Source organism: Blautia sp. NSJ-175 (assembly GCF_022867815.1).
GTDB lineage: Bacteria > Bacillota > Clostridia > Lachnospirales > Lachnospiraceae > Blautia > Blautia celeris.
Window position 1 is genome coordinate 1 of sequence record NZ_JALIFQ010000038.1, and the last position, 13,230, is coordinate 13,230.

Consider the following 13,230-nt stretch of genomic DNA (forward strand, 5'->3'; position numbering starts at 1 on the left):
AATTGAGAAATATAAAGAGAAATGGTGTGCATAGAAAAACGACCACACAAATCTGTGTGATCGTTCATCTGCATTTCATTTTAGATATTTAACCTGTCTACTTGACAGGGGGCATATCAGGATTACTTCCGGCAGCAGCCGTCTCTTTTTATGATGTCGCTCTTTTCATGTCACTCTGTATTTCTCACTTCCGCGATTCCAAACAACGCGTCATCCAGCCTTCCAAGCTCTTCCTCTTCAATTGCCAGCCTGCCGTCCTGTTCCTCCACAGATATCTCCAGGGACTTTTCTTCTCTGTACTCCACGATCTCCTGGGAGCTGTCCAGCACCTCTGTGAGCACATCCCCCAGATAGAGCGTTTCCCCGTCTGAAGGAATGCTCTCTGCCTCCAGATAGGAATCATATTCCGCGCTGATGGTTTCCTCCACAGGCAGGGGGCGGTAGGTGACCGTTACCAGATAGCCGCTTTGCTCCCCATGCTTTTTCTGTGCCTCTCCCACCTGGTAATCGGCCTTTTTCAGTATTTTCCTGCATATATCCGTAAAACTGCTGTACTTCTCATCAGAGGAAAAATGCAGTTCTTTTACCCCGGAAATGCTTTTTTCCAGAAGCTCTTCTGACTCTTTTTCTGCCTGGGAAGCGGAGATGCCTGTCAGTTCACAATATTTCTCCGGACTTTTCTGATACCGGTAGTCCAGACATGCCTGAACATAACCGCTCACATCCTCTGTCCTGCGGCATCCTCCCAGAAGCAGAAGGGATGCCAAAACCAGACCGGCAGCCGCAATTTTATTTATGTACCGCCTCATGGTGATCAGAGATTCGCTGTGATCTGTTTCGGGCGGTATCCCTCATCCTCCAGCGCTTTGATGATCTGGTTCTTGTGGTCCGTACCGAATGCCTCAATGGTGATCTTCAGCTCCACAGCCGCGGAACGGTTGGCGCTGATAAACTGGTTGTGATCCAGTTTAACTACATTGCCCTGCTGCTGGGCGATGACAGTTGCCACACGCACCAGCTCACCGGGCTTATCAGGCAGAAGAACAGAAACTGTAAAGATCCTGTCACGGGCGATCAGGCCAAGCTGTACCACAGAGGCCATGGTGATGACATCCATATTGCCGCCGCTTAAGATGGATACCACCTTTTTTCCGGTGAATTTCAAATGTTTCAGGGCAGCCACTGTGAGAAGTCCGGAGTTCTCCACGATCATTTTGTGGTTCTCCACCATATCCAAAAATGCCACGATCAGTTCGGAATCCTCAACCGTGATGATCTCATCCACATTTTTCTGGATATATGGGAAGATATGGTCACCGGGGCGTTTTACTGCAGTACCGTCTGCGATGGTGTTGACTCCGTCTAATGTCACCACTTCCCCCTCTTTTAGGGATACCTGCATACAGTTTGCTCCCGCCGGCTCCACACCGATGACTTTGATATTGGGGTTCAGCAGTTTTACAAGGGTGGAAACGCCTGTTGCCAGGCCGCCGCCGCCGATGGGCACCAAAATGTAATCCACCAGGGGCAGTTCCTTGATGATCTCCATGGCAATGGTCCCCTGTCCGGTGGCTACTGCAGGGTCATCGAAGGGATGGATAAAGGTGTACCCGTGCTCCTCCGCCAGTTTGTAGGCATACTCGCAGGCTTCATCGTAAACATTTCCGTACAGGACCACCTCCGCGCCGTAGCTTTTGGTGCGCTCCACTTTGATAAGAGGTGTTGTGGTCGGCATAACGATCACAGCCTTTGCGCCAAAGGCTTTTGCCGCGTAGGCAACGCCCTGTGCATGGTTGCCCGCGGAGGCAGTGATCAGGCCTTTGCCGCGCTCCTCCTCAGACAGGGTACTGATCTTATAGTAGGCGCCGCGGAGCTTGTAAGCTCCTGTCACCTGCATATTTTCCGGTTTCAGGTAAACTTTGTTGCCGGTCTGTGCGCTGAAATAGTCGCTGTAGACCAGTTTGGTGTCCTGCGTCACTTTTTTTACTGTTTCCGACGCTTCTTCAAATTTTTCCAGGGTCAGCATAATTTTTCTCCTTTACTCCTTGATGTCGAAAAGCGCGTTTACGAATTCATCGGAATTAAATTTCTGCAAATCGTCAATGCTCTCTCCTACCCCTATATATTTCACCGGAATGTCAAGCTCAGATTCGATTGCCACCGCAATTCCGCCTTTTGCTGTTCCGTCCAGTTTCGTTAAGATAATACCTGTCACATTGGCAACCTCATTGAATTGTCTGGCCTGCAGAAGCGCGTTCTGGCCTGTGGTGCCGTCCAGGACTACCAGTGTCTCCAGGTATGCCTCCGGATATTCCCGCTCAATAATGCGGTAGATCTTTCTCAGCTCCTCCATGAGGTTCTTCTTATTGTGAAGGCGTCCTGCCGTGTCGCAGAGAAGAACATCCGCGTCCCTGGCTTTTGCCGCCGCGATGGCGTCATAGACCACACTTGCGGGGTCTGCCCCTGACTGTCCGCCGATCAGCTCCACACCGGCCCTTTTTGCCCACTGGGTAAGCTGTTCCCCTGCCGCTGCGCGGAAGGTGTCTGCCGCCGCCAAAATGACCTTTTTCCCCTGGTCCTTTAACTTGCCTGCCAGCTTGCCCACAGATGTGGTCTTGCCCACACCGTTGACGCCGATGACAAGGACCACAGACTTGCGGTGCTCGAACTCATACGCGGTCTCCCCCACAGCCATCTGGGATTTGATGCTGTCCATGAGAAGCTGCTTGCACTCCTGCGGGTCTTTTATCTTCTTCTCAGCCACCTGGGCCTTTAAGTCCTCCACAATATGGGTGGTGGCATTGATCCCCAGATCTCCCATAACAAGGATCTCTTCTATTTCTTCATAAAAATCATCGTCAATACTGGAGTATCCGCTGAAAATGGAATCTATGCCGGATACAATATTCGCCCTGGTCTTGGAAAGTCCCGCAACCAGGCGCTGAAAAAAGCCTTTCTTTTCTTTCTCCTCTGCCATATGCCCTCCTATTTGTCCAAATCGTTTTCTATGAGGTTGACGGAAACAAGTGTGGACACGCCCTTTTCCTGCATCGTGATACCGTACAGGCGGTCAGCAGCCGTCATGGTTCCTCTTCTATGTGTTATAATAATAAATTGCGTATTTTTTGTCAACTTATGAAGATATTTTGCGTAGCGGGTAACATTGGAATCGTCCAGCGCTGCCTCGATCTCATCCAGCAGACAGAAGGGGGACGGCTTCAGGTTCTGGATGGCGAACAGCAGGGCAATGGCTGTCAGCGCCTTCTCCCCACCGGAGAGCTGCATCATATTCTGCAGCTTTTTGCCCGGGGGCTGGGATATGATGCGGATGCCTGCCTCCAGAATATCCGCGTCCTCATCCAGTTCCAGCGTACCCTTTCCTCCGCCGAACAGCTCCTTGAACGCTTTGTCAAACTCCATGCGGATCTGTGAAAATTTCTCCTCAAACTGATTCCGCATACCTGTATCCAGCTCATCTATGATCTGGAGAAGGGTCTGCTCCGCCTGTACCAGATCCGCATGCTGTGTGCTTAAGAAGGTATGGCGCTCTGACAGCTCCTTATACTCCTCAATGGCATTTACGTTCACATTGCCCAGCTTTTTGATCTCATCCCTCACGACACCCAGTGCTTTCTTGATCTCTGTGCGCTCCAAAAGCTTGGCAGGAGCCTGGCCAAGTGCCTGGCCATAGGTCATCTCATATTCTTCCCACATATAGTTGACCTGATTCTCCTGGTTTTCCTCCAGCTTTTCTTTCTGGCTGGTGAGACGGTAGCATTCCTTGTCCAGAAGGTTCATTCTGGCGGACAGCTCATCCCGCTTGTCAAAGAAGGACTTGTGGGTGCGGTTCATCTCCTCTTTGCGCTGAAGGTACTCCTGCATTTTTGCCTCGTCCTCCACCGCTTCCTTCTCTGCCTGTCTGATGGTCTGCCGAATTTCTTCAATGTCCCTGACTTTTTTCTCCATATCGGCCTTACCGTTTTTAAGGCTGCCCTGCAGAGCTTCCATCTGGGACTGTAAATTGTCATTCTCCTCTTTCAGCCTTGACAGGTTCTCCTCCAGGAATCCCCGTTTTGATGTCAGGTTGGCAGTCTCCAGATGGGCCTGTTCCAGACTTCTGGAACGTTCTGATTCCAGCTTTTTCTTCTCATCCAGAGTCTCCTGGTTCCTGGTGATGGCATCCTCCAGGGCTTTTTCCTGAGCCGCGCTGGTCTCCAGCTCCAGACGGATAGAATCGCTGTTCTCGGATATCTCGGCCACCTGTTTTTCAAGCTCTGCATTCTCTTTTTTCAGGCTTTCATATCCGTCTGCGATCTCCTGCTTTTTGGCTGACATAGACTGCAGATTCATGCGCACGGTGTTGTCGCGCAGATACTGCTCCTGCAGAAGTTCCGAAAGGCGTGCCACCTCATCACGGAAATGGTTTCTCTTTTCCCGGAATCCGTCCAGCTCGGCCTGCTTCTTTTCCAGATCTTTTTTGAGCAGCTCCACACTGTTCTGCAGCTCATCGATCTCTCTCCGGCGCCCCAGCAGATTGCTGTTGTTCTTAAAGGCACCGCCGGTCAGGGAACCGCCGGGGTTTAAAGACTCACCCTCGATGGTTACCATACGGATGGTATACTGGTATTTCCTGGCAATGGCAATACCGTGATCAATGTGGTCCACCACCAGGGTCCTGCCCAGCAGATAGTTCGTCAGCCCCTCGTACTCCTTGTCCACAGTCACCAGCTCACTGGCCACTCCGATAACACCCGGCTCTTTTAATGCCGCTGCATTGGCAAACGGCTTTTTGTTTTTCATACTGGTGAGGGGAAGGAAGGTTGCCCGGCCGTACTTGTTGCGCTTTAAAAAGGTGATCAGTTCCTTGGCTGTGCCCTCATTGTCTGTGACTATGTTCTGGATGCTGCCGCCGAGAGCGGTCTCAATGGCAGTCTCATAATTTTTCTGGACTTTGATCAGATCCGCCACAACGCCCCGGATGCCCGGAACATTTTTTTTCTGCTCCATGACCCGGCGGATACTGTTGCCGTAGCCGTCATAGCGCTCTGTGATATTCTGCAGGGATTCCAGGCGGGATGCCTCCCTGTGATAGGCGGTCTGTCCGATGTCCAGCTCCCGGCTGGCTTTGGAGATCTGTGCCTGGCAGCGCTTGATCTCATCCTCGCTGTCATTACTCTGTCTGGTGAGCTTTTCTATGTTCTCCTCTATCTCCTGCTGTTCCTTCTCGTAGCGCTCTTTTGCCTCTCTTTGCTGGCCTGCCTCGCTTTTCAGACGCAGGAGTTTCTGGTTTAGCTCTGTCTTTCTCAGGGATATCTGCTCCATCATGGCATCATAACGCTGCATCTTTCCCTTGGTAGAGGCCCGCATATTGAGGATTTCTATGATCTCATTCTTATCCTCCTCAATCTTCCCTTCCAGTTTGTGGATCTCAATAGCCAGATCCCGGAATTCTTTTTTTGCCGCTTCCTGGGCTGCCTCCGCTTTTGCAAGCCCGGCATCCAGCTCACTTTTTTCCCGGGTGTATTTCTCCGTATCTTCCCGGCGTCTGGCGATCTCGCCTTCCAGGTGCTTTACCCGCTCCCGGTACTGCTCATCACTCTGTCTTGCCGCGTGGATCTGCTCGTTTAAAACATTGATCTGACCTTCCAGCTGCTGCTTGAGAAGGGCCTTCCCGGTGGATTCTTCCCGGAACTGCTGAATCTTCTCCTCCAGTTCCTCCAGCTCCTTTTCAAGCTGCTCGTACTCGGTCTTGGTGGTCTCAAAGCTTTTGGTGGTCTCCTCCAGGTCATTTTGGGCAATGGTATACTTGCCCTCCACCTCGCGAAGCTGCTCTTTGATCCGCTCCATCTCGGAGAGGAACATCTGGGTGTCCAGGCCCTTTAATTCCTCCCTTTTCTTTAAATACACCCTGGCTGTCTCGGACTGGCGCTCCAAAGGCGCAAGCTGTCTTGTCAGCTCTGAGAGGATATCGCTGACACGGGTCAGGTTCTGCTGCTCCTCCTCCAGCTTTTTAAGGGCGGAAGCCTTTCTCCGCTTGAATTTCACGATTCCGGCCGCCTCGTCGAAGAGCTCTCTTCTCTCCTCCGGCTTACCGCTTAAGATCTTGTCGATCTGACCCTGTCCGATAATGGAATAGCCCTCTTTGCCGATACCGGTATCGTAGAACAGCTCATTGACATCCTTTAACCGGCAGGAGGTGCCGTTCATGAGATACTCACTCTCACCGGAACGGTACAGCCTCCTGGCTATGGTGACCTCCTCATAGTCAATGGGGAGCTGGTGGTCACTGTTGTCAAGGGTAATGGCAACGTAGGCAAATCCCAGGGGTTTTCTCGTCTCCGTGCCGGAGAAGATAACATCCTGCATATTGCCCCCTCGGAGCTGTTTGGCGCTCTGCTCACCAAGTACCCAGCGGACCGCATCGCCTACATTGCTCTTGCCGCTGCCGTTTGGCCCCACAATGCCGGTAATGCCGTTATGAAATTCAAATGTTATCTTATTGGCAAAGGATTTAAACCCCTGCACTTCAATACTCTTTAGATACATAAATCACCTTTGTCGTTTTTCAGTTTTTTGATGGCACAATAGGCTGCCTGCTGTTCGGCTGCCTTCTTGGTGTGGCCGCAGCCCTCACCCAGCACCTTTTCTCCCAGAAGTGCCTGCATATAGAAGGATTTGTTGTGGTCAGGTCCTTCTTCCCTAAGGAGCACATACCGCACATCCTCCTCATACCTGCCCTGTACGATCTCCTGAAGTGTAGTCTTGCTATCATAAAAGAGCTGTTTATTCTCAATATCATTCAGGATAAACCTCTGAACGAACTCTTTTGCATTAGCAAAACCGCCATCCAGGTAAATGGCGCCGATCAGCGCTTCCATGGCATCTGACACAATGGAATCTCTCCTGCGGCCTCCTGTGGCCTCCTCGCCTTTACCTAAAAGCAGATACTCACCCAGTGACAGCTCTCTTGCACAGAGCGCCAGAGTTGGCTCGCAGACCATGCTGGCACGCTTCTTTGTCAGTTCTCCCTCAGGCATCTGGGAATATTTTTCAAACAAAAATTCACTGGAGGTCAATTCCAGCACGGCGTCTCCTAAAAATTCCAGGCGCTCGTTGTTTCCCACATAGGAAATTCGATGCTCATTGGCGTAGGAGCTGTGGGTCATGGCATTGATGAGCAGATCGAAATTCTGGAATTTATATCCTGTCTTTGCCTCCAGTTCCATGAGTTTTTTCAAGTTTTTCATATTTTTCCTTTCCGGGACATGTCCCGCATTTTCTGTTTTGATAAGCAAAAGAGGATGCCGCCAAACCCCCGGAAGATTCAGATTGAATCCGGCAGCCGGATTTGGGGCATCCGATATGTCATTAACCAATCAGGTTTTTAATCTCTTCCACCGCATCGCCTACGGATACGATCTTCTCCACCTGTTCTGTGGGGATCTCGATATCAAATTCCTCCTCGATACCCATGATGATTTGAAAAATGTCCAGAGAGTCGGCTCCCAGGTCTTCAACAAATGTGGTGTCCATGGAAACCTCCTGTGTATCCACATTTAAAACCTCTGCTATAATCTTCTGTAATTTTTCCAGTTCCATCTCTTTTCCTCCTTACGCTTCTTCCTTTTTATCTGACGAAATGATATTCTCCCGGATCCGTTCGCTGATATTCTGCTCTTTGAACGAAATACACTGGATGATGGAGTTTTTTACCTCCGCAGACTTGGAACTTCCGTGGCATTTTACCACAAGTCCCTTGAGTCCCAAAAGCGGTGCTCCGCCGTACTCGCTGGCGTCAAAGCTTTTTAATGTGGATTTGAGGGCCGGCTTTACCAAAAGCGCGCCTATTTTGCTGCGCAGGCTTGTCATCATGCCCTGTTTCACCTTGGAGATCAGAGTGGCCCCCACGCCCTCATAAAGCTTCAGAATGACATTTCCCACAAAGGCTTCTGTCACGATCACATCCGCCGCACCGTTTGGGATTTCTCTGGCTTCAATGCTGCCTACAAAGTTAATGTCTTCACACGCTTTCAGCAGCGGATATGTTTCTTTCACCAGGGCATTTCCCTTTTCTTCCTCAACGCCTATGTTCACAATTCCCACACGGGGCTTTTTGACGCCCATAACATGCTCCATATAGATGGAACCCATACGGGCAAACTGTATCAGATGGGAAGAGCGGGCATCCACGTTTGCACCGCAGTCTATTAAGAGAGACACACCGTCTCTTGTGGGAATCAGCGGGGCCAGAGGCGCTCGCTCCACACCTTTGATCCTGCCCACAATGGTTGTCCCTCCCACCAGGATGGCTCCGGAGCTTCCTGCGGATACGAAAGCGTCTGCTTCCCCTTTCTTCACCAGCTTCATCCCCACTACAATAGAGGAATCCTTTTTGCCCCGGATCGCGGCAACCGGCGGTTCTCCTGTCTCGATCACCTGGGATGCGGGGACGATCTCAATCCTCTCCCCCGGATTGCCGCAGGCCTCCAGTTCTTTTTTTACGGCCTCTTCCAGACCTACCAGAAGCACCTTCAGGTTTGCTTTTTCTTTCACAGCGTCCACTGCACCTTTGACAATCTCTGCCGGTGCATTGTCGCCTCCCATGGCATCCACTGCCACAATTGTCATATTCTCCATATTCTGCCTCCTGTATTCTGCAGATAATTTTACCAGACATCCTTTAAAACCGCAAGAGGGCTGCTGTAAAAGAAACATCTTTTACAGCAGCCGCCTGCCATTTTTATATTCCTGTCTTTTACTGCATCTTTCCGTCGCTGCCCAGATGATAGCCTTCCACATCCGTATCCACTGCCATGGAACCGTCATCCTTCAGATAATACCAAGTGCTGCCTTCCTGGTACCAGCCTTTCCTCATATACCCATGGTCATCAAAGGCATACCATTTGCCGTCGATCTCCAGCCACTGGCTCTTGGGAAATGTGCCGTCCCCGTAATCATACCACCAGCCTTTATCCGATTCTTTCCAGGTTCCGGAGGTCTTTTTCTCCTTCTTCTCTTTCTTTTTTTCCTCGGATTTCTTCTTCTCGGCGTTCTTGCTCTCTGCGTCGTCTGAGACTATGACCTCTGCCGTGTCGCTGGTGATCCCGTTTGTGGAGGAACCGATGGTGCTGGTCGCTACCACATAGTAATACATGGTCTTGGCTTCACCGGTGGGCGGTGTAAAGGTGTTCTTTGTCTCGCCCTCCACAGGGGTGCCGCCTCCGTTGGTGTTGGTCTGGCTCTGATACCACTGGTATGTGATAACGCCCTTGTCCGATGTCTTGGCCTCCACTTTCAGGGCCTCGGCCTTGTCTCCTGTCTTATAGGTAACGGAACCGCTTAAGTTTGTGGTCAGCTCCGGTTTGGCAACCTCAACCTCCGGCTCCTGGGTCTTATTCTCGTCTTCCTCTTCACTGCTCTTCTCTGTATTGTCCGGCTTGGGGTCTGTCTTCTCCAGCACCTTGTCCATCACCTTTTCCCCGCTGCAGCCTGTCACGGCAAAAGTAAGGCATCCGACTGCAAGAAGCAGAATCCCTTTCTTTAACCATTTATTCATCCATCTTCCTCCTTTAATAGAAATGTAATGTTTTTCGTCTAATCTACGTCATACCAGTTCTATATTAACTTGTTTTTACATAAATCGCAAGGTTTTTTATAAATTTATTACAAAAATATTACAAAAAAGGCCTCCTGGTTGTCCAGAAGGCCTTTCTCATGCATGAATTATTCTTCACCCATTTTGATGATTTCTTTTTTGTTGTAACTTCCGCAAGCTTTGCACACTCTGTGTGGCATCATTAAAGCTCCACATTTGCTGCATTTTACTAAGTTCGGAGCGCTCATTTTCCAGTTTGCTCTTCTTTTATCTCTTCTTGCTTTTGAAGTTTTATTTTTTGGACAGATGGACATAGTTACACCTCCTTAAATTTGCTAAATATATCACGGATTGCTGCCATTCTCGGATCGAGGCTTTCCTGCTCACAGGAACAGGGGCCGTCATTTAAATCTTTGCCGCAATGGCTGCAGATTCCCTTGCAGTCCTCTTGACACAGGACCCGTAAAGGCCAACGGATTAAAATCTCATTATGCACTAACTGCTCAACATCCAGGCTACAACCTGTGACATAATTAATTTCATCTAAGTCTTTTATCCTGTCTTCCTCCGAAACCTTCATATCCATATCTCTTTCCAGTGCAAAGGGAAAATCCACCGGGACCTCTTTTAAACAGCGGTCACAGGGAATGGACAGAGTCACACTGCCTCTTGCTTCCAGGTGCAGAACCTTTTTGCCGGTATTCGTAATTGTAAGAATCACTGGCTCTTTGTCCTTCACAGGAAAGCTACCCAGTTTCGATTGAAAGGAATCCATGGAAACAGGTGCTTCTATGACCTGTGTCTTTCCTTCCAGGGATAAAATTTCTGATAAATCAATTAGCATAATAGTCTCCTAATCACACCTAGTAAATTATACATAGGGATTTTCTATTTGTCAACTATTATTTCTGATTCTTGACTAATTCTGCTGTTTCCTGACAGATTGCAAGCTCTTCGTTGGTGGGAACTACGGCAACTTTCACTTTGGAATCTGCTGTGGAGATGATCATGTTCTCACCGCGTTTCTGGTTTGCTTCCTCGTCCAGAGTGATTCCCAGGTAGGAAAGGCTCTTCACAACTGTCTCACGAACCGGAATAGCGTTCTCGCCGATACCGCCGGTGAAAGCGATGGCGTCCACGCCGTTCATGGCTGCAACGTAGGAACCGATGTATTTTACAATACGGTAGCACAGGCAGTCAACAGCTCTCTTGGCATCCGGGTTGCCCTGCTCTCTGGCTTCGTTTAAGTCACGGAAGTCGCTGGACAGGCCTTTTGACAGACCTAACAGACCGGATTCTTTGTTCAGGATGCGTACCATCTCTTTTACATCAATGTTTTCTTTTCCGCAGATGAACTCTAAAACAGCCGGGTCCAAGTCTCCGGAACGTGTACCCATAACAAGACCTTCCAGAGGAGTCAGGCCCATGCTGGTATCCACACATTTGCCGTTCACAACAGCGCTGATGGAGGAACCGTTTCCTAAGTGAGCTACGATCACTTTGGAGTTGTCCGGGTCAAGTCCCAGGAATTTAATGGTCTCTTTGGATACGAAACGATGAGAGGTTCCGTGGAAACCGTATTTGCGGACTTTGTATTTGTCATAATATTTGTACGGGATCGCATACATGTATGCTTTTTCCGGCATAGTCTGATGGAAAGCGGTGTCGAATACAGCTACGTTTGGTTTGCCCGGCATCAGCTCCATACATGCACGGATACCCATTAAGTTTGCAGGGTTGTGCAGAGGTCCAAGGTCACAGCACTCTTCAATAACAGAGATCACCTCGTCATTGATAATACAGGAGTCAGAGATTTTGGCGCCGCCGTGCAGGACACGGTGTCCGATGGCTTCCACTTCATCCAGACTCTTTAATACGCCTGTTTTCGGATTGACCAAAGCGTCCAAAACCATTTTGATGGCCTCTGTATGTGTTGGCATTGCTGCTTCTGTTGTCTCTTTCTCACCGCCTGTGGGCTGGTAAACCAGTCTTCCGTCGATACCGATACGTTCGCATAAGCCTTTTGCGGCCACTTCTTCTGTGTCAGAATTGATTAACTGGAATTTCAGGGATGAACTTCCGCAGTTTACTACTAATACGTTCATGTTTTTTCCTCCGTTATCATACATCTTCGCGGCCAAAATGACCACGTTTGGTATCATTATACATCTTTTCAAAAAATGGTACAAGGGTACCTGGGAAATTTACGGGGAAATTTTGTATTCTTTTCAAAACATTTTTTCATAATATGCATGTAAACAGTTGTCTGCAGCGGATGATTTTGTTATATTATAGGCATCGCACGGTCAAAAAGACGCAGACCTGAACGGACCAATGCAGCAATCACCAGAAGGGAAACGAAAAATCATATGAGCAGAATCACCGGCATAGTAGCTGAATACAATCCTTTTCACAAAGGCCATGCCTATCACTTGGAAAAAGCCAGAGAACTTACAGATGCGGACTATCTTGTTGTGGTCATGAGCGGAGACTTTGTCCAAAGGGGCGCTCCCGCCCTGTTTGACAAGTATCTGCGCACAGAGGCGGCGCTTCTTGGGGGCGCTGATCTGGTGCTGGAGCTTCCCGCCGCAAATGCATGTGCCAGCGCGGAATCTTTTGCCTGGGGTGCTGTCTCGATTCTGGAGCAGCTTGGATGTGTAAATGCGCTCTCTTTTGGCAGTGAAACCGGGGATACGCAGGCGCTCCTTTCCTGCGCCGAAGTGCTTTTACAGGAAAGTGATGCCTACCGGGAGCAGCTTCGCTCCCTCTTAAAAAAGGGGTACTCTTTTCCCGCAGCGCGCAGGGAAGCAGTGGGTGCCCTGAACCATCCGGGACTTCTGCCGGAGCTTTTGGATTTCCCCAACAATATTCTGGGCCTGGAGTATATCAAGGCCCTCAAAAGGGCCGGCAGCAGCATACAGCCGACTGCCCTGAAACGTGCCGGGGCCGGGTATCACGACGACGCTCTCACTGATTCCTATTCCAGCGCCACTGCAGTGCGGAAGCTTATACGGGATAACGATACGGAAAAAAGGACAGAATCCGTCCACTGGTCCAAACTCCTTGCAGGGGCCATGCCGGAGTCCTCTGCCCTTCTTACAGCCAGGCGCCTGTCCGCGGAGGCTCCTGTGTGGGAGGATGATTTTTCCCTGCTGCTCTGCTATCAGCTTATGCGGCTTTCCCCAAAAGAGCTGGCCGCATATTCCGATATGTCCCCGGAGCTTGCAAGGCGCATACACGCGCACCTAAACGAATTTCACAGTTATTCTCAGTTTTCCGCGCTTCTTAAGACGCGTGAGCTGACTTACACCCGCATAAACCGCGCGCTTCTCCATGTGCTTCTGGGCATAAAGGCAGAAAGGGGCTGTCCCCCGAAAGCCTCCTACGCACGGATTCTGGGGTTCCGTAAGAACGCCGGAGGACTCTTAAAAGAGATCAAGGCAAATGCAGATATGACCCTTATCACCAAGGCCGCGGATTACGGAAAACTTCTTGCCCCGCAGTCTGCGAAAAGATTTGAACAGGATCTGTTTGCCTCCAATCTGTACAGCACCGTGCGCGCACAGAAAAACGGGACAACCTTTGTAAATGATATACAAAAGTCTCCCGTTATCCTTTGATCTGCGATCTGTATC

Annotated in this window: 12 protein-coding genes; 1 reads left to right on the forward strand and 11 read right to left on the reverse strand. The window is 49.9% G+C overall.

All coding sequences use genetic code 11. The annotated features are described in order from the left end of the window. Nucleotides 1-170: 170 nt before the first annotated feature. From MUB35_RS29015 to MUB35_RS29065, 11 genes are all read right to left on the reverse strand, one after another. Nucleotides 171-809: a hypothetical protein gene (locus MUB35_RS29015; RefSeq protein ID WP_244807310.1), complete on the reverse strand. Its 639-nt coding sequence runs from the start codon at nucleotides 807-809 to the stop codon at nucleotides 171-173. 5 nt (nucleotides 810-814) lie between these two features. Further along, a complete protein-coding gene (ilvA, locus tag MUB35_RS29020) occupies nucleotides 815-2,026 on the reverse strand; it encodes a threonine ammonia-lyase (protein WP_033143386.1) in 1,212 nt (403 codons plus the stop codon). 12 nt (nucleotides 2,027-2,038) lie between these two features. Beyond that, complete coding sequence (gene ftsY, locus MUB35_RS29025; RefSeq protein ID WP_033143385.1) at nucleotides 2,039-2,977, reverse strand: signal recognition particle-docking protein FtsY; 939 nt, start codon at nucleotides 2,975-2,977, stop codon at nucleotides 2,039-2,041. Nucleotides 2,978-2,985: 8 nt separating this feature from the next. Next, nucleotides 2,986-6,546 (reverse strand): chromosome segregation protein SMC, encoded by a 3,561-nt coding sequence (gene smc, locus MUB35_RS29030; RefSeq protein WP_244807311.1) that lies wholly within the window; start codon nucleotides 6,544-6,546, stop codon nucleotides 2,986-2,988. Next, the gene (rnc, locus tag MUB35_RS29035) at nucleotides 6,537-7,247 is read right to left on the reverse strand and encodes a ribonuclease III (protein WP_033143394.1); all 711 of its coding nucleotides are present in this window, start codon (nucleotides 7,245-7,247) and stop codon (nucleotides 6,537-6,539) included. Before rnc ends, smc begins: the two co-directional genes overlap by 10 nt. 121 nt (nucleotides 7,248-7,368) lie before the next feature. Beyond that, complete coding sequence (acpP, locus tag MUB35_RS29040) at nucleotides 7,369-7,599, reverse strand: acyl carrier protein (RefSeq protein ID WP_033143383.1); 231 nt, start codon at nucleotides 7,597-7,599, stop codon at nucleotides 7,369-7,371. A gap of 12 nt (nucleotides 7,600-7,611) precedes the next feature. Continuing rightward, the gene (gene plsX / locus MUB35_RS29045; protein ID WP_033143393.1) at nucleotides 7,612-8,637 is read right to left on the reverse strand and encodes a phosphate acyltransferase PlsX; all 1,026 of its coding nucleotides are present in this window, start codon (nucleotides 8,635-8,637) and stop codon (nucleotides 7,612-7,614) included. Nucleotides 8,638-8,755: 118 nt separating this feature from the next. Then, nucleotides 8,756-9,556: a hypothetical protein gene (locus MUB35_RS29050; protein ID WP_052099689.1), complete on the reverse strand. Its 801-nt coding sequence runs from the start codon at nucleotides 9,554-9,556 to the stop codon at nucleotides 8,756-8,758. Between the two features lie 167 nt (nucleotides 9,557-9,723). Further along, nucleotides 9,724-9,909 (reverse strand): 50S ribosomal protein L32, encoded by a 186-nt coding sequence (gene rpmF / locus MUB35_RS29055; protein WP_018597460.1) that lies wholly within the window; start codon nucleotides 9,907-9,909, stop codon nucleotides 9,724-9,726. Nucleotides 9,910-9,911: 2 nt separating this feature from the next. After that, a complete protein-coding gene (locus tag MUB35_RS29060; protein ID WP_054352460.1) occupies nucleotides 9,912-10,439 on the reverse strand; it encodes a YceD family protein in 528 nt (175 codons plus the stop codon). A 58-nt stretch (nucleotides 10,440-10,497) separates the two neighbouring features. Further along, nucleotides 10,498-11,700, reverse strand: coding sequence for an acetate/propionate family kinase (locus tag MUB35_RS29065; protein WP_033143381.1), 1,203 nt, complete (start codon nucleotides 11,698-11,700; stop codon nucleotides 10,498-10,500). Nucleotides 11,701-11,964: 264 nt separating this feature from the next. On the opposite strand from MUB35_RS29065, the gene MUB35_RS29070 reads away from it, so the two are divergent. Next, nucleotides 11,965-13,215 carry a nucleotidyltransferase gene (locus MUB35_RS29070; protein WP_244807312.1) on the forward strand — a complete coding sequence of 417 codons (1,251 nt, stop codon included), beginning with the start codon at nucleotides 11,965-11,967 and terminating at the stop codon, nucleotides 13,213-13,215. The last annotated feature ends 15 nt before the right edge of the window (nucleotides 13,216-13,230 follow it).